The following is a 24,143-nucleotide window of genomic DNA, read 5'->3' on the forward strand; positions in this document are numbered from 1 at the left end:
AAGGCGGGCTCAGCCGCCGTAGACACTCGGTTCGAGGGTGCCGATGTAGGGCAGGTCGCGGTACCGCTCCGAGTAGTCGAGGCCGTAGCCGACCACGAACTCGTTGGGGATGTCGAAGCCCACCCACTCGACGTTGACGTCGATCTTGGTGGCCTCCGGCTTGCGCAGCAACGTCACGACCGTCAGCGACGCCGGGTTCCGGGTGGACAGATTGCGCATCAGCCACGACAGCGTGAGTCCGGAGTCGATGATGTCCTCGACGATCAGGACGTTGCGCCCGGCGATGTCCTTGTCGAGGTCCTTGAGGATCCGGACGACACCGGAGGAGGACGTCGACGAGCCGTAGGAGCTGACGGCCATGAACTCCATCTGCGTCGGGATCGGGAGCGCCCGCGCGAGGTCGGTCATGAAGAAGATCGCGCCCTTGAGCACACCGACGAGGAGCAGGTCGCCCTCGGGCGCGTCTGCGGGGTACTTCTCGGCGATCGCTGCGGCCAGTTCGGCCGTCTTGTCGCGGATCTCCTCTTCGGAGATCAGAACCGATGCGATGTCGCCTTCGTACACGGCGTTTGCCCCTTCGTTCATCGACCTGCGGGTTCACTCGTGACGAACCCGACCGACAGCCTGCCATGCCGCCGCGTGAGCACCAACCTGGCGCCGTCACGACCGCCGCCGAGCGCGACACCGCCCTGTCCGCGCCACCGACCGACCAGCTCGTCAGCGGCCCGCAACTGGACGTCGGTGAGACCGACGACGCCACTGAACTGCAGCCATTCTCGCATCGCTCGCCTGCGAATCGCCGGATGCGCGGCACCGAGGACGTCGGTGTCGAGTTCGTCACCCCCCGTCTCCGAGTGCACCGTCGCGGCCCGTCGCAATTCGGCCGCGGACGCGTCGAGAACCTCCCCGTCCTCGCGCAACTGGGCCGCGGTCCGGGCGAGGGCCTGCGCGACACCGCCGCCGAGGATCTGCTCGAGAAGCGGCAGGGCTTCGATCCGGAGCCGGACGCGCGTGAACGCCGGATCGGCGTTGTGCGGGTCGTGCCACGGCTGTAGCCCCAGTTCGCCGCACGCTCGTTCGGTCGTGTCGCGCCGCACCCCGAGCAGGGGCCGTGCCCACGGCTCGTCCCAGTCCCGCATGCCTGCGATCGACCTCGGCCCGGAGCCGCGGGCGAGCCCGAGCAGGACGGTCTCCGCCTGATCGTCGAGGGTGTGTCCGAGCAGCACCGGACGGCTCTCGCGGGCACCGTCGAGCGCGGCGTAGCGGGCGGAACGAGCGGCCGCCTCGACACCACCGCGCCCGGTCACGTCGACGGCCAACACCCGCGCGGACGCACAGCCGAGCGTCCGCGCCCGGTCCGCTGCCCGCTGCGCTACATCGCCCGAACCCGCTTGGAGTCGGTGATCGACGACGAGGGCGTGTACTTCTCCGATCTCGGCGACCGCCGCGGCGGTGAGCGCGAGTGAGTCGGCTCCCCCCGACAGCGCGACCGCGACACCGTCGACCGGATCGTGGGCGGCGAGCCAGCGCCGGATACCGTGCCGAACCTCGAGGAGCGCGGGCCCTTCGGGCAGGCGTCCGCGCGCCTCGGTCATGCCAGGACCCGGTCGATCCACGCCTGCGGGTTCTCGATCTCCTGGGTGCGCGGAAGCGTCTGCGGACCGGTCCAGATGGTGTTGAACTCGGCCATCCCGACCTGCTCGACGACCGCGTCGACGAATGCCTTGCCTCGCACGTACTGCGCCATCTTCGCGTCGATGCCGAGCAGCGCACGCAGCAGTCGCTGCACCGGATTGCTCTGGGTGGCGCGGCGCCGGTCGAAGGCGCGGCGGATCAGGGCCACCGACGGGACGACGTCGGGTCCGACGGCGTCCATCACGTGGTCGGCGTGCCCCTCGAGCAGGGTGCCGAGCATGAGCAACCGGTCGAGGGCGTCCCGCTGGGGTTGCGCCTGGGTGGCTCGGAGGAGGCCGACGATGCCGCGTTCCTCGGGGGGCTGGTCCGCGGCTTGACGCCGCGACTGCAGCACTCCCGTGAGTCGGCCTGCGAGATCGACGATCGAGTCGTCGCCGATCTCCCCGAGCGTCGCGACGGTCTCTCTCATGTAGTCGGCGATCCACGGCGCCGACGAGAACTGCACCCGGTGGGTGACCTCGTGCAGGCACACCCACAACCGGAAGTCGGCGGACGGCACCTTGAGGGACTTCTCCACCGAGACGACGTTCGGCGCGACCAGCAGCAGGGTGCCGTGTTCGCCGGTGAACGGGTCGTACTGGCCGAGGATCGCGGACGACAGGAATGCCAGCATCGCGCCTGCCTGGACCCCGGCCGGGCGCCCACCGAGCAGCCCGGTCCTTCCTGGGGTGTCGTCGCCGGTCAGGTGCGCCATCGACGCGGACGCCGCCCTGATCCAGCCGCTCCTGTCGACGATCCGGGCCTGCGGGACCGGCAGTCCGTCGGCGAGTCCGGTGACGTCACGGACGGGTCCTTCCGCACGGACCGACGCATCGGCCAGGTCGTCGACGACCCGTTCGGCTTCCTCCCTGGTGATGCGCGGCCCGGGCCGAACCAGCCGGACACCGGTGCGCGCCGCGACATCCCAGTCCACCGCTCCACCGAGTCCACCGGTCCGGTCATCGGTCATCAGATGTTTGGCGCGGATACTCCCTCGTTCACGGGAGAGTGAAAGCGCCATCCTCCTATCTGTCGGGGGTCTCCGATACGTTGCCGTGCATGGGGGAAGAGGTCGTTCGGTACACGTTCCGGCTCCGGCCCGGCGCTCAGGCGGAGCACGCCCTGGTTGCGGAGTGGGATCGGTGCCGATTCCTGTGGAACGAGGCCGTCCACCAACAGAAGTCGGGCACACGGCCGACACTCGGAACCCTGTCGAAGATGCTGACGAAGGCGAGGGCGCGTAACGCCTGGCTTCGGGAGGGATCGCAAGTCGCGCAGCAGCAGATGCTGCGCACGTATGCGCGGGCGCTTGATCAGTCGTTCACGCTGAAGGGTCGTGGTCGGCCGACATTCAAAGCCCGCAAGAAGGCACCTCTGACGTTGGAGTTCACGCGTCGTGGATTCCGGATCCACGACGGTCGGCTGATTCTGCCGAAAGGCGTTTCCGTTCCGGTGGTGTGGTCGCGGGAGTTGCCGTCGGAGCCGTCGAGTGTCCAGATCACCCGGGATTCGCTCGGCCACTGGTACGCCTCGTTCGTCGTCCGACGCGACGTTCCACCTGTCCCGGAAGCGACGGGTGGGATCGGCATCGACTGGGGTGTGACGACCACGGCCACCACCACCGACGCCGCCTTCGACCTGCCGTATCTCGGCCACCGGAAGCGGTGTGCGGCGGAGTTGGCGAAGGCGCAGCGGACAATGGCCCGCCGCCACACCGGAAAGCGGGGCCCCCAATCCAAGGGCTACGGGCGGGCGAGGCGGCAGGCCGCGAGGCTGCAGAAGCAAGCGGCCCGACAGACCGAACATGATTCGCGGGTGTGGGCGAAGCGGGTTGTTGACAGCCACGCTCTGATCGCGGTGGAGGACTTCACGCCGACGGTCCTGGCCAGGTCGACGATGGCGCGTAAGGCCGCCGATGCTGCGATCGGCGGCGCGAAGCGAGAGTTGATCGAACGGGGCGTGCGGGCCTGCCGGAAGGTGGTGTTGGTGCGGCCCGCGTACACGAGCATGACGTGTTCGAGGTGTTTCGCGAGAGCCAAGCAGCGCCTCGGGCTCGGTGAACGAGTCTTCCGATGCTGGTCCTGTGGTCATGTAGAGGGTCGGGATCGGAACGCTGCCGGGGTGGTCCTGGCTGTGGCAGAGCGCGGCCACACACGTGTTGACGATGTCAGTCAATCTGATCACCTCTCTCCAGGAGTTGGTCGGGTTGCGGTCTGAGCGTGGAATCTCCTGCCTTCAGGCATGGGAAGCGTTAAGTGCACCCACAGGACCGGAGGGTCGATGCGATGGCGTCGAGGGCGGGACGACTGACGTCCGGCGACCGGTCGTTGGACATCAGCGCGAACGCGAGGACGCGGTCGCCGACATCGGTGACGTATCCGACGAGCGCGCTGGCCTGCGACAACGTCCCGGTCTTCGCGCGCACCCAGCCCGCTCCGGCACCGGTTCCGTAGCGCGCGGACAGGGTGCCGGTCGCGCCCGCCACCGGCAGGTCGTCGAGCATCGGACGCAGTTCGGGCATGCTGTCGCCGGTCGCGGCGGTGAGGATCTCGTCGAGCAGGCGGGCGGGGATGCGGTCGTCGACGGACAGCCCGCTCGCGTCGTACAGCGCGACGCCGCTGACGTCGAACCCGGCGTCGCCCAGGACCTGCACGATCGCCGCGGTCGCGCCCGCGAAGGACGGCTCGGCACCGACCTTTGCCGCGATCTCCCTGCCGATCGTCTCGGCGAGCACGTTGTCGGAGTGCTCCATCATCTGGCCGATACGGTTCCGCAGCGGTGCCGATTCGACGGAGGCGAGGGGTGCGGCACCCGACGGTGCGACACCCGCGGTGACCCGATCGGGCGCGACGCCGAGGGCGGCAGCGAGTGCGTGACCCGCGTCGAGCGCGGGCGTCGCGCTGCGGGACGACTCGTCGACGAGCGCTTCGCGGCGGGCACCGTCGAGCATCACGGGCTCGATCGGTGCGATGTAGCCGGCGGCGATGTCCGTCGGCATCCAGCCTCGGGCCATCGCCTGACCGACGTAGGCACTGCTGTCGACGACGACGGACGTCACGGCGGTGCCGGTGCCACGAATCTGGGCGACGAGGTCGTCGAGCCGCGGAGCGCCCGGGTAGTAGCCGGGCTGACCGGCCGGTTGCGCTGTCAGGGTGGGGTCGCCGCCGCCGACCAGCACGATCTGGCCGGGCTCGGCGCCCTGCACCACGCGAGTCGCGACGCGGTGTTCGGGCGGGAGCGTGAGGAGCGCGGCCGCGGCGGTGAGCACCTTCGCGGTCGACGCCGGGATCATCGGGATGTCGGGCCCCTGGCTCCACAGGACCTTCCCGGTGACCGCGTCGGACACGACCCCGGTGAACGCGCCGAGGTCCGGGTTGCCGACGACGGGCGCCAGCGCGGCTGCCAGCGCCTCGGGCGTCGGTGTCGGCGCGCCGTCGGAGACGGGCGCCACCTGAGGTTGTGCGGTGACCGGTGGCGGCGCCGCCACCGTGGTGGTGGTCGTCGCGTCGGCCCCGAATCCGGGCTGTTGGATCACGACGACCGCGGCGAGCGCGGCGAGGACGCCGACAGCGGTCACCCCGAGCAGGAGCCGGACCCGTGTGCGCCGTCGTGCGGCCAGGGACCCGATCTTGCGGTCCTTCGCCCCTGCGTTGCCCAACATCCCTCCGATGATCTGATGGTCCGGACGCGTGGGTCCGGACGCTGCATGTCGTACTTTGTCCGCCATTATCCCTGACCGGTTACCCTGTTCGTCGCACCATTCACCGAGACAAAGCGAGGAAGACGCGTGTCGTTCGACGTCACCATCGAGATCCCCAAGGGTCAGCGCAACAAGTACGAGGTCGACCACGTCACCGGACGCGTCAAGCTCGACCGCTACCTGTACACGTCGTTCGGCTACCCCGCCGACTACGGCTACATCGAGGACACCCTCGGCGAGGACGGCGATCCGCTGGACGCGATGGTGCTGCTGCCCGAGTCCGTGTACCCGGGCGTGATCGTCGAGGCCCGCCCCGTTGGCATGTTCAAGATGGTCGACGAGGCAGGCGGCGACGACAAGGTGCTGTGCGTGCCTGCAGGCGACCCGCGCTGGGATCACGTGCAGGACATCTCGGACGTCTCGCAGTTCGAGCTGGATGCCATCAAGCACTTCTTCGTCCACTACAAGGACCTCGAGCCGAACAAGCACGTCACCGGCGCCGACTGGGTCGGACGCGAGGAGGCCGAGAAGGTCATCGCGGAGGCGTTCGAGCGCCTGAAGGCCAACGGCGGCCACTGAGTTCATCCGAGAAGTGCGGCATTCCCCCGGAACCCGGAGGAATGCCGCACTTGTCGTTTCGGGGTATGTCGGTGGTCGCCACTACGATTCGCGACGTGACCGGATACGACGACCTCGACCCCTTCGGCGGCCTCGACCCCAGCGCGCTGCCCGAACGCCAGCAGCGCATCCTCGCCACGATCCGGGACTGGGTTGTCGCGCACGGATATTCGCCGAGCACCCGGCAGATTGCGGACGAAGTCGGCCTGCAGTCGACGTCGACGGTGTCGAAGCATCTGAAGTCGTTGGAGGACAAGGGCTTCCTCGGACGCAGCCCCGCGGTGTCGCGACCGATCGACGTGCGCCCCTTCCTGCAGGGCACTACGGCACGCTCCGCCTCGGACGCGTCGGTGGAGGTCCCCGTTGTCGGCGACATCGCGGCCGGAACCCCGATCCTCGCCGAGCAGCACACCGACGACGTGCTGTCCCTGCCGCGCGACCTGGTCGGCTCCGGCACGGTGTTCGGCCTGCGGGTGCGCGGCGACTCGATGGTGGATGCCGCCATCTGCGACGGCGACATCGTCGTGGTGCGCCAGCAGCAGGAGGCGCATTCGGGACAGATCGTGGCGGCGATGATCGACGGCGAAGCCACCGTCAAGGTGCTGCGCCGCCGCGGTGGCCACGTCACCCTCGAACCGCGCAACGACGCATACCCGGTCATCGACGGTGACGAGGCCGCGATCCTCGGTCGCGTCGTCTCGGTGATGCGCCGCCTCTGAGGCGGACGTCAGAAGTCGACGGGGTCGCGGACGATCGGACAGGTCATGCAATGTCCGCCGCCACGTCCGCGGCCGAGTTCGGCTCCGACGATCGTGATCACCTCGACCCCCTCCTTGCGCAGCGCCGAGTTGGTGTGGGTGTTGCGGTCGTACGCGAACACCACACCCGGTTCGACCGCGACGAGGTTGTTGCCGCTGTCCCATTGCTGCCGTTCGTTGGCGTAGTAGCCGCCTCCGGTCGGCACCACACGGAGCTTGTCGAAGTTCAGCGCCTCCGCAACCACGTCGACGAACGGCTTGGTCTCCTCGGTCACCTCGGGCACCTTGTCACCGGGCCGCAGCGAAAAGGTGTGGATGCCGTCGACAATGTCGGGGAACACGGTGACCAGGTCGCGGTCCGCGAACGTGAAGACGGTGTCGAGGTGCATCGCGGACCGCAGTTTCGGCATCCCCGCGACGACGACGCGGTCGGCCGCATTCGCGTCGAACAGCGACTGCGCCACCTGGGTGACCGCCTGCCGCGAGGTTCGCTCGCTCATCCCGATGAGTACCGCGCCGTTGCCGACCGGCATCACGTCGCCACCTTCGAAAGTCGCCAATCCCCAGTCCTTCTCGGCATCACCCCACCACACGGTGGCATCGGTGAAGTCGGGATGGAATCGGTAGATCGCCTGCATCAGCAGGGTCTCGTCGTGCCGCGCAGGCCAGTACAGGGGATTGAGTGTGACGCCGCCGTAGAGCCAGCACGTGGTGTCGCGGGTGTACAGAGTGTTCGGCAGCGGCGGCATCAGGTATTCGCGAACCCCCGACTGCTCCCTCGCCAGCGCGAGGTAGCCGGGCCGAAAGTCCGCGGGCAGGTCGGACGTGGCCAGTCCCCCGATCAGGTACACCGCCAGCGTCCGGCTGTCGAGGGTGTCGAGGTAGGCGCGGACGTCGTCGACCAGACCGAGCCCGACCTCGTTCGCGACGATCTTGCGGTCGAGCAGCCAGTCCTTCGCACCGGGCACCCCGAGGGCCTCGGTCAGCAGATTGTGCAGTTCGACGACCTCGACGCCGCGGTCACGCATCTTGGTCATGAAGTCGAAGTGGTCCCGCTTCGCGTTCTGTACCCACAGCACGTCGTCGAAGAGCAGGTCGTCGCAGTTGGTCGGGGTCAATCGTTCGTGTGCGAGTCCCGGCGCGCACACCAGAACCTTTCGCAGTGTGCCGACCTCGGAGTGGACGCCGAACGTGGCGGGAGCGGTCATGGCGCAGTTCCTCCTAGATGGTGATTGCGCCGGTCGCGAGACCGACGATTCCGGCGACAGCGCCGATCAGGACGACGGCGAAGAGCACGGCCTCCCACGGCGAGAAGAGTCGCTTGCCCGCCTCGCGCCGGGTCAGCACGAACAGGAGGGTGCCGGGGGCGTAGATGATGCACGACAGGAGGAGGAATTCGAGCCCGGCCGCGACGATCATGAACGCGGTGTAGAAGGTCGCGAGTCCGGCGAAGACCAGTTCCCTGGTGCGATTCTCGGGACGGAGGTCGTCGTACGTCTCCCTGGTCCAGCCGAGTTTGAGCGCGTACGCCGCGGCCAGCAGGTAGGGCACCAGCGAGAGTGCGCTGCAGAGTTTGAGCGTGAAGGTGAACGCGTCGTCGGAGAACAGGGTGGTCAGCAGCACGAGCTGGATCAGCACCGTCGTGAAGACCATCGCGATCAGCGGGACGCTCCGGTCGTTCACGCGGGCGAGGAACGACGGCATGTCCCGGTCCTTCGCAGCGACGAACAGCACTTCGGCGGCCATCAGCGTCCACGCGAGGTAGGCACCGAGCACCGAAATGACCAGGCCGATGCTGATGAACCACGCACCCCACGTGCCGACGGCCGACTCGAAGACCGGCGACATCGACGGCTGCTGCAACCCGGCCAGTTCGTCGCGGGGCATGATCCCGTACGACACCATCGTCACAGACGCGAAAATAGCGAGGACACTGACGAATCCGAGGACCGTCGCCCGCCCGATGTCCTCGCGTCTTCGGGCATAGCGGGAGTACACGCTGGCACCCTCGATTCCGAGGAACACGAACACCGTCACCAGCATCGTCGCGCGAACCTGCTCGAACAACGGTTCCGAGTACGCGTCTCCGCCGAGGAAGTTGTCGGCGAAGATGCCACCGTCGAAGTAGAACAGCAGGATCACGACGAAGACCAGGATCGGCACGAGTTTGGCGACGGTGACGATCCGGTTGATCGCCGCGGCCTCCTGGACACCGCGCAGAACCGTGACGTGGAACGCCCAGATCCCGACCGTGGAGAGTCCGACGGCCCATACGGTGTTGCCCTCACCGAAGATCGGAAGGACCTGACCGAGGGTCGACTTGATCAGCACCCAGTAGCTGACGTTGCCGACACAGGCACTCGCCCAGTAGCCGAACGCGGAGAAGAAGCCGAGATACTCACCGAAACCGGCCTTCGCGTAGGCGTAGACGCCGGCGTCGAGGTCCGGCTTGCGGACGGCGAGCGTCTGGAACACGAAAGCCAACATCAACATTCCGGTGCCCGCGATGGCCCATGCGATCAGCGCGCCGAAGCCGCCTGTCGCGGACCCGAAGTTCCGCGGCAGAGAGAACACTCCCGCACCGACCATCGATCCGACGACCATCGCCGACAGCGTCAGCAGCGGCATCTTCTTGACCGAAGCGGTGTCCGTCGACGTCATGTGCACTCCCGAGCCTCATCCGGTTGGAGCCCCGCAAGCGCCGATCCTCCCACCTGAGTGCCGCAGCCACGGCACGCCACGCCCGGCTCGTTCAGTCGCGCCTGTCGCGCTCCGCTGCAGCGGCGGCAAGTCCGCCACCGGCACGCAGCGGCACCTCCTTCCAGAAGGCCACCAGAACCAGACCGATCAGCGACATGACGGTCACGCCGAGGAACACCGCGGACATGGACTCGGCGAAGCCGACCTTGAACGGCTTCGACAACGCAGGGCTGAGCTGCTGGATCACCGAACTGTCGTCCAGCACCTCGGCGGCGGCGGAGGTGTCACCGCTCACGAGGCCGGCGGCGAGCGCGGCGTCGGTGGGGTTGTCGCTGTGCAGGCTGTCGACGACGGTCTGACGGAACACCGGGTCGGCGGCGGCGGAGTGCAACGCACCGGTGATGTTCGGAGTCAGCTGGGCGAACAGGATGGACAGGAAGACCGCGACGCCGAGGGTGCCGCCGATCTGCCGGAAGAAGGTGGCCGATGCAGTGGACACCCCCATGTCCTGCGGCGGCAACGCATTCTGGATGGCGAGGGTCAGCGGCTGCATCAGGTTGCCGAGACCGAACCCGACGATCGCCATGCCCACCATCACGAGAGCGAGTGGACTGTCGGCGGTGACGTAGTGCAGCAGGAACGCCCCGATGGTGAGCGTCGCGGCACCGATCAGTGGATAGATCCGGTAACTGCCGGTCCTGGCGATCAGTTGCCCGGAGAGGATCGAGCCCACCGCCGTACCCAGCATCATCGGGAGCATCTGGAATCCGGCGAGGGTCGGGCTCGACCCCTGGACCACCTGGAGGTACTGCGGGAGCAGGGCGATGGCGCCGAACATCGCGGCGCCGACGACGATCGAGATGACGACGCCCAGCGCGTAGGTGGAATTGCGGAACATCCGCAGCGGGATCACGGCCGCGTCCCGCATACGCCGCTCGACGAGAACGAACACGCACACGCCGACCGCGCCGACGACGTAGCAGGCGATCGATCGACTGCTCCCCCAACCCCAGATACGTCCCTGTTCGGCCACGACCAGCAGCGGAACGAGGCCGACCACCAGCGCCGCGGTGCCCCACCAGTCGATCCGAACCCCGGGTTGGCGCGTCCTCGGCAGGTTCAGCACCTTCCACACCACGGCCAGGGTGAACGCACCGATCGGGACGTTGACCAGGAACACCCAGCGCCAGCCGGCGATCCCCGCGATGACGTCCTGCCCGGCGAACACTCCGCCGAGCACCGGTCCGAGCACGGCGGACGAACCGAACACGGCGAGGAAGTAGCCCTGGTACTTGGCCCGATCCGCCGGCGCGACGATGTCACCGAGGATCGCCAGGCCCAGCGCCAGTAGTCCTCCCGCACCGAGTCCCTGGATCGCCCGGAACGCGGCGAGCATGTACATCGACTGTGCGAGGGTGCACAGCAGCGATCCGGCCACGAAGATCGTGACCGCCGCCAGGTAGAACGGCTTTCGGCCGTACATGTCGGAGAGCTTGCCGTACAGCGGGGTGGCCAGCGTCGCGGTGACCAGGTATGCCGTCGTCACCCAGGCCTGCATGGCATAGCCGTCGAGGTCGTCGGCGATGGTGCGGATCGCGGTGGCGACGATCATCTCGTCGAGCGAGGCGAGGAACGTGCCGAGCATCAGCCCGGACAGGACGACCAGGATCTGCCGATGCGTGAAAACGCCTTCGGACGCCGGAGCCTCGTCCCCTGTCGGGTGGCTCTCGGTGCGTTCTGGTGCGTTCTGGTCTGCGGCTTCCGCCAGTGTCATCGCGCGTCCCGCGCCCGGTCGAAGATCGGCCGCATTCGTTCGTAGTCCTCTACGAAGCGGTCGAGCAGGCGCGTGAATTCGTTCAGGTCGTCGATGGACCACTCCGCGACGACCTGGCCCAGCTTCTCGTTGCGGAGCGCGCGGATTCGTGTGGCCGCGGCCCTTCCGCTGTCGGTGACCGCGAGGACGCTGGCGCGACCGTCCGTCGGGTCGGGTTGGCGCTCCACGTGGCCGCGCTCGACCAGCTGGGTGACCTGCCTGCTGACGGTCGACGGATCGGAGTACATGACCTCTGCGAGTGCGCCCGACCGCATCGGTCCGTCGTGGATCAGCCGGAACAGGCAGGCGTACGCCGCGGGGTCGATCCCGTCGGTGGCCTTCGCGTGCGCGATGGTCCGGTCCCGGACCCGTTGTAGTCGGACGAGGTGGTTGCCGATGCGGTCTGCGAGGGAGTCGACGTCGTCCGACGTCGGCTCGATCTCGCGGTCGGGCGGGGTTGTCACTGTCACTCCTCGGGGCCTCACCAACTGTGTGCTGGCCGCAAGTATGTGGTGTTCCCCGTCACTCGGGCAACCAGCCGACGCATCCACCAGCACGTCCGCACGCTGGGAGTGCGTCGGCCGGTCACCCGGCGCTTCGCAGCGGACCCTCTCTCCTAGCGGCCCTTGAACTCCGGTGCCCGCTTCTGGAACACGGCGGCGATGGCCTCGCCGAGGTCCTCGGAGGGCAGGAAGGCGGAGTTCCACGCGGCGACGTAGCGGAGGCTGTCGTCGACGGCGGGCTTGCGCGTGTGGTCGAGGACCTGCTTGACGCCCTGCACCACGAGCGGGGGGTTGGCGGCGATCGCGGCGGCGGTCTCGTGCGCAGCGGCGAGGGTGGCCTCGGCATCGGCGTACACGTCGTTGACCAGACCGATCTTCTCGGCGCGGGCTGCGTCGATGTCCTTGCCGGTGAGGGCGAGTTCACGCAGGTGACCGTCGCCGATGATCCGGGGCAGTCGAGCGAGGGTTCCGACGTCGGCGACCATCGCGACCTTGACCTCGCGGACGCTGAACTTCGCGTCGGCGCTGGCGTAACGGATATCGGCGGCGGTGATGAGGTCGACGCCACCCCCGATGCACCAGCCCTGGATCGCGGCGACGACGGGCTTGCGGCAGTCGGCGACGGCGGTGATGGCGTTCTGCATCTTCCGGATGACACCGTGGAAGTCGGTGCGCGGCGCGGCCTGCGCCTTGTCGGCGAGCACCGGGGCCATGGCCGGTGCCATCGCCTGGAGGTCGAGTCCGAAGGAGAAGTGCTTGCCCTCTCCTGCGAGGACGACGGCCCGCACCTCGGGATCGGCGTCGAGTTCGGCGAACAGCGGCGGCAGCTCGTCCCAGAAGTCGGGGCCCATGGCGTTGCCCTTACCGGGTCCGATCAGCGTCACCTGAGCAACGTTGTCCTTGATGTCGACCGTGAAGGCCTTCCAGGCATGTTGAGTCATTACTCAAGAGTAACCTTCGCGCCGGGCGCCCGTTAAGGCTGGGAAAACTTCATCCGCTTCTGCTGGATCGGGCGGCGACCACCGCTCAGGATGAAGGGGACCACCGCCGATCCGACGTGACGGGCGGCCGCATCGCAGGAGGCCACATGCTGATGCACCAGGGAATCGGACTCGACGGGTTCAACTCCCTGTCCGAGCGCCGAGCGACCCATGCCCTGTTCGAATGCTGCTCCTCGGTGATCTGGGCGGGCACGCTCGCGTCCGGCCGCCCCTACGCCACCCACGACGCCCTGCTGACCAGGGCGGACTCCGAACTCTTCGAGCTCTCCCCGGAGGCCGTCGACACCGCTCTGCATTCGCACCGGGGCATCGCGTACCGGGTTCGCACGACCGCCTCGTCGCTCGAACAGTGCGCGGTCTGGGCGCCCGACGAGGAGACGATGCTCGCCGTCGTCGCCGCATGCGACCGCTACCTGCGCCAGTTCGGATACCCGTACCTGTGGTGCGCATCCGGACGCGACGCCGTCGATCTGCTCGGCGACCTCGACCTCCGCATGTCCCACTCCCCCGACATCGAGCGCAAGACGATGCTCGGCGAACTGGCCAAGGTCAACCGGACAAGGATCCGGCGCATGCTCGGACCCGAGGGCGGCTACGACAACTACTGCTGAGTGTATTCGCAGGTCAGGGCCGCGCGAAGGCGCCGGCGAACACACCCGCGACGGCGGCCTGCACCGCCTGCTGATCGACCTGTTCGGGGTCGACTGCATGTTCGAGCATGAGCCCCGAGATGAGCGCCATGATCGTGATCGCGAGGACGTGGGCGTCGACACGGTCCGCGATGCCCCACGCGTCGGCTCGTCCGGCGATGAGGTCCTCGAGCTGGCTCCGCAGAGATCGCCGTTCCCGCAGGTACGCCTCGGCAATGGCCGGTTCGCGTGCGGCCTGGACTCCGAATTCGAGAACGAGCAACGCCCATCCGGGTTCACCGACGAGCCAGGTGCTGATCGTCTCGCCGCCGCGGCCGACGGCATCGGCGATGTCGAGGTCCGCGATCTCCGCGAGGACCCGGCCCGCGAGTTCGAGCGAGCGCTCGGCGAACAGCTCCGCGAAGAGATCCTGCTTGGACTCGAAGTTCGAGTAGACGGCACCCTTGGTGAAGCCGGCACGCCGGGCGATCTCCGTGAGCTTGGCTGCCGCGAAGCCTCGAACGGCAAATTCCTCGGCCGCGGCGGCGAGAATCCGGCGTCGCACCTCGTTACGCGACGGACGGGCGATCGGCTCGCCCTGTGGCGCATTCCGCGGCAGTTGGTCCGGTGTCGCGCTCGACTCAGTTTCCACGATGTCCATTTTCCGGCTTGACGACTCCAATTTTCGATACCTACGGTATTCAATACTTCGGGTATCGACAAGGCAGGGGCGTACATGAGCACGACAGTCGACGCGAACGCGCGCGAGACGAGCGCGATTCGGGAGGACACGGCGGCGCACCGATCCACCAGCCCCACCGACAGGTACAGCCAGCGACAGATCCTGGTCGCCGTCGCGATCGGGGTCCTGCTACTACAGATCGGCTTCATCACCAGTTACGTCGCCGCCTTCCATCAGCCGACCCCGCGGGACATCCCGATCACCGTGGTCGCAGACTCCGCACTGCCGGCCGGCACCGGCCAGCAGGTCGTCGACCGCCTCAACGCGATCGACGGGCATCCGGTCCAGGCGCGGCTCGCCGCCGGCACATACGAGACGCGCACCCTGATCGAGACGCGGGAGGTCATGGGCGGATACGTCATCGCGTCATCCGGCCCCGACACCCTGATCGTCGCGAGCGGAGCAGGCAGTTCCGCAGCGACCGCACTCGAGGGCATCTTCACCTCCGCGACAGCGGACATGGGCCGGGAGTTCGTGGTCCGCGACGACGTACCCGTCGGGGCGCACGACAACCGTGGCCTGTCCGGGTTCTACCTGTCGATCGGCTGGGTGGTCGGCGGATACCTGCTGGCAGCCGCGATCGGCCTGCTCATCGGGGCACCGAGGACGCTGCGCGAAGCGGGTGTGCACACGGCGCTCATGGCCGCGTACGCGCTGGTGTCGGGATTCCTCGGCGCGCTCATCGCCACGAACATCCTCGGCACGTTCACCGGGCATCTGCTGCCCCTGTCCCTGCTGGGTGCGGGAGTGGTGTTCGCGACCGGCATGTTCACCATGGGGCTGCGGGCGGCGATCGGAATCCTGGCCGTCCCGCTGGCGATCCTGATCTTCGTCGTGCTCGGAAATCCCAGCGCAGGAGGGGCATTCGGGTCGAATGTGCTGCCCTCGTTCTACGCCGCGATCGGCCGGTGGATCACGCCGGGAGCCGGAACGGAGGGTGTGCGCAGCATCGTGTACTTCCACGGAACCGGGCTCGGGCAGCCGACCGTGACGCTGGTCGTGTACGCGGTCGCCGGGCTCGCGGCCGTGTTCGGATTCACCGCCGCCCGATCTCGCCGGACACGTTCCGCCTGACGAACGTTTCGCCGAGCGAGCGGTGCCTCTCACGTCCTATGGTGGGTCATGGCGAGGACACTGCATCCGGACGCGGCGAACGTCGCGAGGACGCTGATCGCGCGGGGCCACCACGGGGTGGTGGCCACGCTGGACCAGCCGACCCACACCGCGGCGGAGGCGGCCGCGGTCCTCGGCGTCGACATCGGCGCGATCACGAAGTCGCTGGTGTTCCTGCTCGACGACGAACCCGTCGTGCTGCTCGTCTCCGGAGCTCATCAGGTGGACACCGAGCGCACCGGTAAACGTCTCGAGGGGACGTTGACGCGAGCGCCCGCGTCGCTCGTGCGTGAGGTGACCGGGCAACCGCTCGGCGGGGTTGCCCCGGTCGGCCATCCGACGAACCTGTCCACCTACGTCGATGCCTCCCTCGAGGCGTATCCGGAACTGTGGGCGGCCGGCGGCCGCCCCGACGCGGTGTTCCGAACGACCTTCCGCGAGTTGGTCCGCATCACCGCGGGCCTGCCCATCGACGTCGACTGAGCACCACACCCCTCGGTGTCAGGGGAACCCGAAGACGGTCGGACCGGGCAAGCGTTCCCCTCACCCCGAGGGGTCGAAGCGGAGGTCAGGAGGCGAGGGCGCGGGCGGTGAGGCCGAACCGGCCGAGGATCTCGCCCAGGACCGTCGACGGCCGGGTCACCCCCTGCTCGTGCAGCACCGGTAGGACGTCGTCGACGACCCGGTCGAGCACCTGCGGCAGAACGAGCGGGAGCAGGGTGACGCCGTCCGCGACACCCGCGGCCCGGATGTCCGCGAGCAGACCCACCAGCCCGGACGCAGTGCCGACGTACGAGATCGATTCCGGCACACGAGGTTCACGCAGTCCCGCGTCGAGCCGGGCAAGTTCGCGTCGGGCCCCGCGATGGTCGTCGGCGAGGAGCACCTCGACGTCGAGCAGAACGGCAACGGAATCGGGATCGCGGCCGTCGCGTTCGGCGCGGGCCCGGGAGACGTCACGCCGACGCTGCGCTTCCCCCAGGTCGTGCGCACGAATCCTGACAACGGAGTCGGGGTCGCCCGCGAGGTCGAGGGTCGACGACGTCAGTTCGACCCAGTAGTCGCTGAGGCCGAGCGGAATTCGGAAGTCGGTGTGGGCGGCCGCAGCCGGGTGACGCCCGGCACCGGAGAGTTCGACGGCCACGTGCAGCGGCCTGGACGACGGGTTCGAGAAGGAAGCAGACATGACTGTCCTCGGAATGTGACGGGGATGATCGGGGCGGTCGAGGTGGTACTCAGACCGGACAGATGCCCGACGCGGTGCGGCACAGATCGACATGCCTGCGGCACCACTGGCCGCCGATCGTCTCTGCCGCTTCCGAAGTCATGCGCCCGATACTAGCGTCCCGCTGCGGAGGTCGTCGCGCGCTCACGAACGAAATCCGCGATGGCGGAGACCAACCGGTCGACGTCGCCACTGCTGCTGCCGAGTCCGAGGCTGGCACGAACGGCCCCCTCGACGTGCCCGAGACGGGCGAGGAGCGGGTGAGCGCAGAAGCGGCCGTCGCGCACACCGATGCCGTACCCGTCGGACAGGAACGTCGCGACCTCGCGGGGCTGTGCGCCCGCAACGGTGAAGGTGACGATGCCGACCGCGTCCGGCGAGTCGGGCCAGATCCGCAGGATCTCGACGCCGTCGATGTCGGAGAGTCCGACCGTGAGCCGGTCGCACAGAATCCGCTCGTGGAGCTCGGCCTCGTCGGCGTCGAATCCGGCGAGCGCCTCGCATGCCGCGGCGATGGCGACGGCACCGAGAACGTTCGGGGTGCCCGCCTCGTGCCGCTGCGGCGCGGTGGCCCACTGGACGTCGTCGAGGTCGACGTTCTTGGTGGCGCCGCCGCCCGCCAGGTACGGCTCGGCGGCGTCGAGCCAGTCTGCGCGGCCGACGAGGGCGCCGGCACCGAACGGTGCGTACAGCTTGTGCCCGGAGAAGACGAGGTAGTCGACGCCGAGTTCGGCGATGTCGACGCGACGATGCGGCAGCAGCTGGGCGCCGTCGACGACGATGCGCGCACCACACTCGTGCGCGATGCGGGCGAGGCGGGCGATCGGCAGGACCTCACCGGTGACGTTCGACGCCCCGGTGACGGCGAGCAGCGCGGCGGGGCGCGTGCAGAGCTCGGCGACGATCCGCTGGATGGTCTCCTCGATCGTATCGGCGGACCGCACGACCCGGGCACCATTCCGGTTCCAGGGCAACAGGTTTGCGTGGTGCTCGATGTCGAGGACGACGGTGTCGCCGGGCACGCAGGAGGCCAGCAGGTTGAGGGCGTCGGTGGTGTTGCGGGTGAACACGACGACGTCGTCCTCACGGGCTCCGACGAAGTTCGCGACGACGCCGCGCGCACCCTCGTACCGCTCGGTGCACACCTGCGATGCGAAGCCCGCGCCGCGGTGGACGCTGGCGTAGAAGGGCAGCAGGTTCTGCACGGTTTCCGCGACCGCGGTCAGTGCGGGAGCGCTGGCCGCGTAGTCGAAGTTCGCGTAGGTGGCGGTGGTGCCGTCGGCGAGCGGGGCGACGAGGTCGGATCCGCACACGGGAGCGAAAGCGGCAGTGTCGCAGGCATTTTCATTGGCCGAGAGGTCGGCACAGGCGGTGGATTCCAGAACTGCGGTCATGGCGTCATCCCTTGAAACTCAGGGACCCGTGCGTGAGGTGGTTGTGCATCGAGTCCGCGCTTGCCGTGTCCGGTGTTGGATTCACGGCCAGGTCGTCACCCGGGGCACCCCACCGCGGTGGAGGGTTGCCGGCCAGCAAGCCGGGGCTAAGCGCTGGCACTCATAACCTGCAGCGAGAATGGCAGCCTTGCCGAGCGGCTGTCAACCCGAAGCTCCGGGGCTCCTCGGTGACCTCCATCACTCCCCCGCGTCCGAGCGCGCCGGTCGCGAGCCCGCCCACCAGCGGAAAACACCTGTTCACGGTCCGTCTATAGGCTGGTCGGACAGTTCGAACCTGGGAGGCGTCTCGTGCCGAATCTTCGTCGAAAGTCCATCGCCCTCGCGGCTGCAGTCGCAGCGGTCGTGTTGGTGGCCGGATGCTCCGGCGGCTCCGACTCGTCCGGTTCGACCGCGTCGGGCTCGCAGGAGTCCGACGCGACGATCACCTTCACCCCCGCCGACCTCACGGCGCCGGTGGACCCGCTCAGCCCGATCACCGTCGACGTGGCGGACGGGTCACTGACATCGGTCACGCTCACCAACCCGGAGGGCAAGGTGATCGAGGGCATCACCACGCCGGACGAGACGTCGTGGAAACCGGGCGAGCCTCTCGGCTACGGGAAGACGTACGACCTGGCGGCGCAGGCGGTCGACGGCCGCGGCGTCGCGACGTCTCGGGACGCCACGTTCACCACCGTGACCCCGAACAACCAGACCCGCCTCTACCTGAACACCACCGGCGGGCAGTCCCTCGTCGACGGCGGCAGCTACGGCGTCGGACTGGTCGTCGTCGGGCATTTCGACGAGCCGATCGGGGACCGCGCCGCCGCGGAGAAGGCGATGACGGTGACGACGAATCCACCGGTCCAGGGCTCGTGGTTCTGGGTCGACGACCAGAACGCGCACTGGCGTCCACAGCAGTACTACGCGCCCGGCACGACGGTGTCGGTCGACGCGAAGGTCTACGGCACCGATCTCGGCAACGGCCTGTACGGCGAGCAGGACGAGGCGGTGTCCTTCCGGATCGGCGACTCCCACGTCTCGATCGCCGACGACAACACCAAGATGGTGACCGTCTACGAGAACGGCCAGCTGGTTCGGGAGATGCCGACGTCGATGGGAATGGGTGGCACGGAGACGATCGGCGACACGACGCTGTCGTTCTGGACGCAACCAGGGGTCTACACGGTGATGGACAAGGCGAACCCGGTGATCATGGACTCGTCGACGTACGGGCTGCCGATCAATTCGCGGCTCGGATACAAGGAGACGATCAACTGGGCCACGCGGATCAGCTCCGACGGCATCTACCTGCACGAGCTGGCGTCGAGCGTGTGGGCGCAGGGCAACACCAACACCTCACACGGCTGCCTCAACCTCAATCCCGAGAACGCGCAGTGGTTCTTCACCTTCTCGCAGCCGGGCGACGTCGTCGAGGTCCGTAACACCGGCGGCGCACCGCTCGAGGTGTGGCAGAACGGCGACTGGAGTCTTCCCTGGGACCAGTGGCTCGCGGGCAGCGCGTTGTAGGCACTGCCCGTTGGGATCGCTTGCGCCCTGGAGGTGGTCGAATCCGATACTCATGCGATCACCCCAGTATGGGCACGGAGCCAGTCGATTCCGGGTCCTCGGGTGCGGGCGATGCCCTTGTAGTCGGCCATGTCGTCGGGCAGTTCGACGAGGATGTCGTGAAGTCGCTGCGCCCATTCGGGAACCAACGCGACGTCCTCGAACGGCAGCAGGTGGGTGCGAATGAGGAACAGAATGGCATTGGACGCGCCGAGGCGGATGAGGTGCTGCACCTCGACTCGCAGGTGCAGGCGTCGTCCGACGTCGGCCAACGGGCCTTCCCCGAGCAGACGCCGGTCGCGACCCCAGTCGGGGTAGGTCTCGGTGGCGGTGTCGAGCCTGCGGTCCACGGTCAGCGTCCAGTTGGTGCGCCGATACCGTTGTCCCGCTTGCAGTCCCATCAGGAACTGTTGCGCCCGCGGAATGACGCCCTCCTCGTGGACGCGGGGAACGGGTCCGTGGATCTGCAGGAAGCTCATCCCGACGTCGAACCGCAGCGACCAGTCGGCGGCGAAGGTGACCAGCCCGGCGTCACCCCACAGTGCGCCCTCACGCTGGTCGAGAAGGACGACGTCCTCCTGGACCTGCCTTCCGATGTACCGCAGTGGCGGCTCGGGCAGACTGTCGGCGACCCCGATAGCGAAGGACTGATCCCATCCGAGTTCGCCGTTGTGCCAATGCCATCGGTCGCCGTCCCGGGCGAGGGAGAACCGGTCGGGGTGGGCGTCGGCAAGCATCCGCATGAGCGTCGTCATCGTTTCCCACTGTGCGGCCTCCATGTGCGACAGCGCCTGGAAGCGCTCCGGATCGGCGCGGAGAATGCGGTCACGCTCGGCCAGATCGCCCAGGTAGAACTCGTCGACGTCAACGGGATCTTCGCCCCAGCTTCCCGCCGCGGTGACGGCCCGCGTACCTGCCCGCTCGACGTTGGTGCTGTAGCGGTAGGTCTCGTGCGGGAAGGGGAACGGGAAGCGGGCCACGCGGGCGGGCAGGGCAACGGCTGTCACAGGTCGACCTCGATTCGGTTGCCGTCGGCGCGAGAGACGCAGGGCATGAAGTGACCGCCGCGCTCCTTCTCCTGGTCGGTGAGATAGAGGTCGCGGTGCAGGGGCGTACCACCGACGACTGCGGTGCGGCACTCGCCGCAGACGCCCTGGCGGCACAGGTTCGGGACCGGGACACCCTGCTGTTCCAGCGCGTCGAGCGCGCTGACTCCGGCTGGCACGGGGACGTCGATGCCGCTGCGCCGCAGCCGCAGAGTGAACGGTTCGCCCGCGTCGAGGTCGCCGACACCGAAGTGTTCGTGGTGGATTCGCGCACCGGGCCAGCCGGCGGCGCCCGCTCGGGCGACGAGATCGTCGATGAGGACACCAGGACCGCATGCGTAGAGGTGGGTTCCGAGCGGGCTGTCGAGCAGAGCGGGTCCGAGAGCATCCCAGAACTCGTCCGGCGTGTGGTAGCAGTGCAACCGGTCGCCGCACAGCGCGCGCAGCTCGTCCAGGTGGGGACCGTCGCCGGGTCGGAAAACGTAGTGCACCTCGAACGACCGGCCCCAGGCCGCGGCCGCCCGGACATGCGACAGGATCGGCGTGACGCCGATCCCGCCCGCGACGAGCAGGTGATGGCGGGCCGTGAGAACGGGGGCGAATGCGCTTCGGGGACGGCTGATCTCGACGACGTCCCCGACGGCGAGGCCGTGGATCCACTGGGAGCCGCCCCGACCGGAAGGGTCGAGGCGGACGGATATCTCGTAGGCCTCGGGCTCGAACTCGGGTCCGGTCAGCGAGTACGAGTTGTTTCGGGGCCGTCCGTTGTCGGCGACTCCGCACGACACCACGACGTGGCTACCCGGGGTGAAGGACGGCAGCGGTGTGCCGCCGGGGTCGGTGAATCTCACATGACGGACGCCGTCCACCGGGGTGTCGACGGCGTCGACGACGAGAGCGCGAGCCGGGGCGTCGCCGCGCACCGGAAGGTCGGATGTCAGGGTCACGGGCATTCCTCCGCATCGTTCATGTAGCCGAGGTAGGCGCCGGTTCGGCGCGAGAGATGGTGGTAGACGATCAGATCGGCGGCACACTCGGGGCAACGCGTGAGTCCGCCGACGACCACCGCCGCGAGGTGGACGGTGGCGCAGTGCGCGCAGTGGACGCTGCGGATGTCGGCATCGGGGCCTCCGCCGTCGACGACCTCGGCGAGGATCTCCGCATCGAGCAGGCCCGCGCCCTGCGCTCTCGCCTGGGCAGCGAGCACCGGCGCCTCGGCCCCGACGAGAACCAGGCGCCACCCGACCCGGGCGGCGGCGAGCCTGAGGTCGAGGACGTCGGACGCGATCTGCGTCCAGTCCGGCGGCAGCCGAAGCCAGTCCACGCGGGTGCCGGCGAAGCTGCCGACGAGTTCCTGTGCGCGGCGTCCGGCCGCGGCGCCGAACGAGAGGACGGTGACCGTGCGGCCGCCGTCGGCGACGGCGGTCCGCTCGGCGTGCCACCGTCCGACGGTGGTCGTGCCCATGCAGACGGTCATGGCCGGACTCCTACGGCGCGAAGCTGCGCTGGCCGACGTAGAACGCGAGCGCTCCCGCCGGGGTGGTGAATCGGATTCGCGAGCCCTTCGGAAAGAAGATCGCGTCGCGCGGTCCCGCTGTCTCGACCTGCCCGGTGTCGAGGTTCTCGAGGCGGAACTCACCGTCGAGGACGACCTTCATCTCGTCGTACTCGTAGGTGTAGTCGAGGGGCGCGTCGGTGGGGTCGAGCTTGAAGTAGCCGGCGGCCATCTCCGAGCCCTCGGGGTTCGGGTAGACGTCGTCGATGTAGCCCTCGGTGCCGGGGAACTCCTCCACCGGCATCTGTGGGAGGGACTTCCAGAAGCCGGCGGTGACCCGGAAGGCGGGAACCGCCGTGGTGTCGCTGCTGGCGGGAACCGCCGTGGTGTCGCTGCTGGCGGGAACCGACGTGGTGTCGCTGCTGGCGCGAACGGCGGTGGTGACGTCTGCCATGACTGCTCCTGGCGATGGGGGCCGGTGAGGGCCGGCGGGAGTGGAGGAAAGCGCCGAATCGCTGGCGTGAAACAGACGCTACCGAGAGGAAACTCTCGCGGCAATTGCGCGGCGGTTAACTCGTGTAACCGATTCCTCTCTCGCTCAACCGAATTCGACCACACGGCCACCCGAGGGGCTCGTCACGACAACCTGACGCATCCGTAACACGCCCGTCATGGATGCTATGTTTCCTGGTATTCGACAGCGATTCACACAGTGAAACGACATGCAGAACGACTCGCAGCCGAGACCAGGAGCCCTGATGACGCTCGACACCACCGACCTGAACGTGACGCGTCTACCCTCGTCGTCCCACACGGCACCCACCGACCTCGCCGGCCTCGCCCACGCCACCGGCACCCGCTTCATCCTGGCGATCTTCGTCAACCTGGCCGGCAAGCCCTGCGCGAAGCTGGTTCCCGTCGAGGCCGTCGACGAGCTGGCCACCGACGGCGTCGGCTTCGCCGGCTACGCGGCGGGCGCGATGGGCCAGGAGCCGAAGGACCCCGACCTCGTCGCCGTTCCCGACCCGTCCTCCTTCACCCCGATCCCCTTCGTCCGGCCCGGCCTCGCGCTCGTGCACTGCGACCCGCACGTCGAGGGCAGGCCCTGGCCGTTCGCGCCCCGCGTCATCCTCAAGAACATGCTGGCCAAAGCGGCCGAGAAGGGCCTCGACGTCAACGTCGGCGCCGAGATCGAGTACTTCCTCGTCAACAAGGACGACACGGGCGGACTGCGCACCGCCGACGCTCTCGACACCTCCCGGCAGCCCTGCTACGACGCCCGCGACGTCACCCGCATGTACGAGCACCTGACATCCATCTCCGCGGCGATGAACGCCCTCGGCTGGGGCAACTACGCCAACGACCACGAGGACGGCAACGGCCAGTTCGAGCAGAACTTCAACTACGCGGACGCCCTGACCACCGCCGACCGCGTCGTGACGCTGCGCTACCTGATCTCGGTACTCGCCGAGGAGCGCGGCATGACCGCCACGTTCATGCCGAAGCCGTTCGCCGACCGCACCGGCAGCGGCCTCCACATGCACCTGTCGCTGTGGAGGGACGGCGAATCCGCGTTCCCGGACGCCTCCGACCCGCGCGGCCTCGGCCTGTCGAAGACCGCCTACTCGTTCATCGCGGGCATCCTCGAACACGCCTGCGCGCTACAGGGCGTGATCGCTCCGACCGTCAACTCCTACAAGCGAACCGGTGCCACTGCGACGAGCAGCGGCGCCACCTGGTCACCCCGCTACGCCACCTACGGCGGCAACGATCGCACCCATTACCTGCGCGTGCCGGACCACAACCGAGTCGAGCTGCGCGGCGGCGACGGCTCCGCGAACCCGTACCTCGCCGCAGCCGCCGCGATCGGGGCCGGACTCGACGGCATCGACCGCAACCTCGACCCGGGCGAGCCCGGAGCGGGATCGGGACCGGACACGCTGCCGATGACGCTCCTGCACGCGATGGACGCACTCGCTGCCGATCCCGTCGTCTGCGGGGCACTCGACGCCGCGGGTCCCGGAGTCGCCGACTACTTCGCCGGCCTCAAGCGCGAGGAGTTCTTCTCGTGGCACAACACGGTGACGCCGTGGGAGGTCGAGACCTACCTCACCGCCTTCTAGT

At 68.4% G+C, this 24,143-nt stretch carries 25 protein-coding genes and 1 riboswitch; of the genes, 8 read left to right on the top strand and 17 right to left on the bottom strand.

The window, feature by feature from the left end; genetic code table 11:
* Positions 1-9: 9 nt before the first annotated feature.
* Genes hpt through FFS72_RS12005 form a run of 3 tightly spaced genes read right to left on the bottom strand, consistent with a single transcriptional unit; the run spans position 10 to position 2,644 of the window.
* Positions 10-564 (bottom strand): hypoxanthine phosphoribosyltransferase, encoded by a 555-nt coding sequence (gene hpt, locus FFS72_RS11995; RefSeq protein WP_137874225.1) that lies wholly within the window; start codon positions 562-564, stop codon positions 10-12.
* A 17-nt stretch (positions 565-581) separates the two neighbouring features.
* Positions 582-1,595, bottom strand: a complete 1,014-nt coding sequence (tilS, locus tag FFS72_RS12000; protein WP_137874150.1) for a tRNA lysidine(34) synthetase TilS — start codon at positions 1,593-1,595, stop codon at positions 582-584.
* Positions 1,592-2,644, bottom strand: a complete 1,053-nt coding sequence (locus tag FFS72_RS12005) for an Rv3626c family coenzyme F420 biosynthesis-associated protein (RefSeq protein ID WP_137874151.1) — start codon at positions 2,642-2,644, stop codon at positions 1,592-1,594. Before FFS72_RS12005 ends, tilS begins: the two co-directional genes overlap by 4 nt.
* An 89-nt stretch (positions 2,645-2,733) precedes the next feature.
* On the opposite strand from FFS72_RS12005, the gene FFS72_RS12010 reads away from it, so the two are divergent.
* Positions 2,734-3,891, top strand: coding sequence for an RNA-guided endonuclease InsQ/TnpB family protein (locus tag FFS72_RS12010; RefSeq protein ID WP_137874152.1), 1,158 nt, complete (start codon positions 2,734-2,736; stop codon positions 3,889-3,891).
* Between the two features lie 34 nt (positions 3,892-3,925).
* On the opposite strand, the gene dacB is transcribed toward FFS72_RS12010, so the two are convergent.
* Positions 3,926-5,335 (bottom strand): D-alanyl-D-alanine carboxypeptidase/D-alanyl-D-alanine endopeptidase, encoded by a 1,410-nt coding sequence (dacB, locus tag FFS72_RS12015; protein WP_137874153.1) that lies wholly within the window; start codon positions 5,333-5,335, stop codon positions 3,926-3,928.
* 126 nt (positions 5,336-5,461) lie between these two features.
* On the opposite strand from dacB, the gene FFS72_RS12020 reads away from it, so the two are divergent.
* Both FFS72_RS12020 and lexA read left to right on the top strand, forming a co-directional pair.
* Positions 5,462-5,953 carry an inorganic diphosphatase gene (locus FFS72_RS12020; protein WP_050063559.1) on the top strand — a complete coding sequence of 164 codons (492 nt, stop codon included), beginning with the start codon at positions 5,462-5,464 and terminating at the stop codon, positions 5,951-5,953.
* Between the two features lie 95 nt (positions 5,954-6,048).
* Positions 6,049-6,711, top strand: a complete 663-nt coding sequence (gene lexA / locus FFS72_RS12025) for a transcriptional repressor LexA (RefSeq protein ID WP_050063692.1) — start codon at positions 6,049-6,051, stop codon at positions 6,709-6,711.
* An 8-nt stretch (positions 6,712-6,719) separates the two neighbouring features.
* Here lexA and FFS72_RS12030 read toward each other — a convergent pair whose 3' ends face one another.
* The 5 genes from FFS72_RS12030 to FFS72_RS12050 form a co-directional block, all read right to left on the bottom strand.
* Positions 6,720-7,958: an arginine deiminase gene (locus tag FFS72_RS12030; protein ID WP_137874154.1), complete on the bottom strand. Its 1,239-nt coding sequence runs from the start codon at positions 7,956-7,958 to the stop codon at positions 6,720-6,722.
* Between the two features lie 13 nt (positions 7,959-7,971).
* Positions 7,972-9,411 carry a basic amino acid/polyamine antiporter gene (locus FFS72_RS12035; RefSeq protein WP_137874155.1) on the bottom strand — a complete coding sequence of 480 codons (1,440 nt, stop codon included), beginning with the start codon at positions 9,409-9,411 and terminating at the stop codon, positions 7,972-7,974.
* Positions 9,412-9,502: 91 nt separating this feature from the next.
* The gene (locus FFS72_RS12040) at positions 9,503-11,224 is read right to left on the bottom strand and encodes an MDR family MFS transporter (protein ID WP_137874156.1); all 1,722 of its coding nucleotides are present in this window, start codon (positions 11,222-11,224) and stop codon (positions 9,503-9,505) included.
* Positions 11,221-11,727 carry a MarR family winged helix-turn-helix transcriptional regulator gene (locus FFS72_RS12045; protein WP_137874157.1) on the bottom strand — a complete coding sequence of 169 codons (507 nt, stop codon included), beginning with the start codon at positions 11,725-11,727 and terminating at the stop codon, positions 11,221-11,223. Before FFS72_RS12045 ends, FFS72_RS12040 begins: the two co-directional genes overlap by 4 nt.
* Positions 11,728-11,879: 152 nt before the next feature.
* Positions 11,880-12,707: a crotonase/enoyl-CoA hydratase family protein gene (locus tag FFS72_RS12050; RefSeq protein WP_137874158.1), complete on the bottom strand. Its 828-nt coding sequence runs from the start codon at positions 12,705-12,707 to the stop codon at positions 11,880-11,882.
* Positions 12,708-12,853: 146 nt separating this feature from the next.
* Between FFS72_RS12050 and FFS72_RS12055 the strand changes: the two genes are divergently transcribed.
* Positions 12,854-13,378 carry a 2-oxo-4-hydroxy-4-carboxy-5-ureidoimidazoline decarboxylase gene (locus FFS72_RS12055; protein ID WP_137874159.1) on the top strand — a complete coding sequence of 175 codons (525 nt, stop codon included), beginning with the start codon at positions 12,854-12,856 and terminating at the stop codon, positions 13,376-13,378.
* A 13-nt stretch (positions 13,379-13,391) separates the two neighbouring features.
* On the opposite strand, the gene FFS72_RS12060 is transcribed toward FFS72_RS12055, so the two are convergent.
* A complete protein-coding gene (locus tag FFS72_RS12060) occupies positions 13,392-13,961 on the bottom strand; it encodes a TetR/AcrR family transcriptional regulator (protein ID WP_249353265.1) in 570 nt (189 codons plus the stop codon).
* Between the two features lie 171 nt (positions 13,962-14,132).
* Between FFS72_RS12060 and FFS72_RS12065 the strand changes: the two genes are divergently transcribed.
* Both FFS72_RS12065 and FFS72_RS12070 read left to right on the top strand, forming a co-directional pair.
* Complete coding sequence (locus FFS72_RS12065) at positions 14,133-15,212, top strand: hypothetical protein (protein WP_171018645.1); 1,080 nt, start codon at positions 14,133-14,135, stop codon at positions 15,210-15,212.
* 48 nt (positions 15,213-15,260) lie between these two features.
* Positions 15,261-15,734, top strand: coding sequence for a YbaK/EbsC family protein (locus FFS72_RS12070; RefSeq protein ID WP_137874161.1), 474 nt, complete (start codon positions 15,261-15,263; stop codon positions 15,732-15,734).
* An 85-nt stretch (positions 15,735-15,819) separates the two neighbouring features.
* On the opposite strand, the gene FFS72_RS12075 is transcribed toward FFS72_RS12070, so the two are convergent.
* The 3 genes from FFS72_RS12075 to FFS72_RS12080 are packed head-to-tail and all read right to left on the bottom strand — an operon-like array spanning position 15,820 to position 17,870.
* Positions 15,820-16,437, bottom strand: a complete 618-nt coding sequence (locus FFS72_RS12075) for a hypothetical protein (protein ID WP_137874162.1) — start codon at positions 16,435-16,437, stop codon at positions 15,820-15,822.
* Positions 16,438-16,486: 49 nt separating this feature from the next.
* The gene (locus FFS72_RS27050) at positions 16,487-16,579 is read right to left on the bottom strand and encodes a putative leader peptide (protein ID WP_349303991.1); all 93 of its coding nucleotides are present in this window, start codon (positions 16,577-16,579) and stop codon (positions 16,487-16,489) included.
* Positions 16,580-16,589: 10 nt separating this feature from the next.
* Positions 16,590-17,870: an aminotransferase class V-fold PLP-dependent enzyme gene (locus tag FFS72_RS12080; protein WP_137874163.1), complete on the bottom strand. Its 1,281-nt coding sequence runs from the start codon at positions 17,868-17,870 to the stop codon at positions 16,590-16,592.
* Between the two features lie 51 nt (positions 17,871-17,921).
* Positions 17,922-18,038, bottom strand: a riboswitch (SAM riboswitch).
* A gap of 180 nt (positions 18,039-18,218) precedes the next feature.
* On the opposite strand from FFS72_RS12080, the gene FFS72_RS12085 reads away from it, so the two are divergent.
* Positions 18,219-19,439, top strand: a complete 1,221-nt coding sequence (locus tag FFS72_RS12085) for a L,D-transpeptidase (protein ID WP_137874164.1) — start codon at positions 18,219-18,221, stop codon at positions 19,437-19,439.
* A 50-nt stretch (positions 19,440-19,489) separates the two neighbouring features.
* Here FFS72_RS12085 and FFS72_RS12090 read toward each other — a convergent pair whose 3' ends face one another.
* From FFS72_RS12090 to FFS72_RS12105, 4 genes are read right to left on the bottom strand one after another with little or no spacing between them, the layout of a single operon-like run.
* Entirely contained in the window at positions 19,490-20,485 is a 996-nt protein-coding gene (locus FFS72_RS12090; protein WP_137874165.1) for a heme-dependent oxidative N-demethylase family protein, read from the bottom strand.
* Entirely contained in the window at positions 20,482-21,471 is a 990-nt protein-coding gene (locus FFS72_RS12095) for a PDR/VanB family oxidoreductase (protein ID WP_502704105.1), read from the bottom strand. The genes FFS72_RS12090 and FFS72_RS12095 overlap by 4 nt, the downstream gene beginning before the upstream one ends.
* Positions 21,468-22,001, bottom strand: a complete 534-nt coding sequence (locus tag FFS72_RS12100) for a dimethylamine monooxygenase subunit DmmA family protein (RefSeq protein ID WP_249353254.1) — start codon at positions 21,999-22,001, stop codon at positions 21,468-21,470. The genes FFS72_RS12095 and FFS72_RS12100 overlap by 4 nt, the downstream gene beginning before the upstream one ends.
* Before the next feature lie 10 nt (positions 22,002-22,011).
* Positions 22,012-22,473 carry a cupin domain-containing protein gene (locus FFS72_RS12105; RefSeq protein ID WP_249353255.1) on the bottom strand — a complete coding sequence of 154 codons (462 nt, stop codon included), beginning with the start codon at positions 22,471-22,473 and terminating at the stop codon, positions 22,012-22,014.
* A 304-nt stretch (positions 22,474-22,777) separates the two neighbouring features.
* On the opposite strand from FFS72_RS12105, the gene glnT reads away from it, so the two are divergent.
* A complete protein-coding gene (gene glnT / locus FFS72_RS12110) occupies positions 22,778-24,142 on the top strand; it encodes a type III glutamate--ammonia ligase (protein WP_137874167.1) in 1,365 nt (454 codons plus the stop codon).
* Position 24,143 lies beyond the last annotated feature (1 nt).

The sequence above is a fragment of the Rhodococcus sp. Q genome, from assembly GCF_005503035.1.
GTDB lineage: Bacteria > Actinomycetota > Actinomycetes > Mycobacteriales > Mycobacteriaceae > Rhodococcus_G.

Coding starts and splice junctions, on each gene's coding strand:
- FFS72_RS12040 (WP_137874156.1), bottom strand. CDS start 11,224: ATGACACTGGCGGAAGCCGCAGACCAGAACGCACCAGAACGCACCGAG.
- FFS72_RS12050 (WP_137874158.1), bottom strand. CDS start 12,707: ATGACTCAACATGCCTGGAAGGCCTTCACGGTCGACATCAAGGACAAC.
- glnT (WP_137874167.1), top strand. CDS start 22,778: ATGACGCTCGACACCACCGACCTGAACGTGACGCGTCTACCCTCGTCG.
- tilS (WP_137874150.1), bottom strand. CDS start 1,595: ATGACCGAGGCGCGCGGACGCCTGCCCGAAGGGCCCGCGCTCCTCGAG.
- FFS72_RS12070 (WP_137874161.1), top strand. CDS start 15,261: ATGGCGAGGACACTGCATCCGGACGCGGCGAACGTCGCGAGGACGCTG.
- FFS72_RS12065 (WP_171018645.1), top strand. CDS start 14,133: ATGAGCACGACAGTCGACGCGAACGCGCGCGAGACGAGCGCGATTCGG.
- FFS72_RS12075 (WP_137874162.1), bottom strand. CDS start 16,437: ATGTCTGCTTCCTTCTCGAACCCGTCGTCCAGGCCGCTGCACGTGGCC.
- FFS72_RS12035 (WP_137874155.1), bottom strand. CDS start 9,411: ATGACGTCGACGGACACCGCTTCGGTCAAGAAGATGCCGCTGCTGACG.
- FFS72_RS12010 (WP_137874152.1), top strand. CDS start 2,734: ATGGGGGAAGAGGTCGTTCGGTACACGTTCCGGCTCCGGCCCGGCGCT.
- dacB (WP_137874153.1), bottom strand. CDS start 5,335: ATGTTGGGCAACGCAGGGGCGAAGGACCGCAAGATCGGGTCCCTGGCC.
- FFS72_RS12005 (WP_137874151.1), bottom strand. CDS start 2,644: ATGACCGATGACCGGACCGGTGGACTCGGTGGAGCGGTGGACTGGGAT.
- FFS72_RS12055 (WP_137874159.1), top strand. CDS start 12,854: ATGCTGATGCACCAGGGAATCGGACTCGACGGGTTCAACTCCCTGTCC.
- FFS72_RS12105 (WP_249353255.1), bottom strand. CDS start 22,473: ATGGCAGACGTCACCACCGCCGTTCGCGCCAGCAGCGACACCACGTCG.
- FFS72_RS12030 (WP_137874154.1), bottom strand. CDS start 7,958: ATGACCGCTCCCGCCACGTTCGGCGTCCACTCCGAGGTCGGCACACTG.
- FFS72_RS27050 (WP_349303991.1), bottom strand. CDS start 16,579: ATGACTTCGGAAGCGGCAGAGACGATCGGCGGCCAGTGGTGCCGCAGG.
- FFS72_RS12100 (WP_249353254.1), bottom strand. CDS start 22,001: ATGACCGTCTGCATGGGCACGACCACCGTCGGACGGTGGCACGCCGAG.
- FFS72_RS12080 (WP_137874163.1), bottom strand. CDS start 17,870: ATGACCGCAGTTCTGGAATCCACCGCCTGTGCCGACCTCTCGGCCAAT.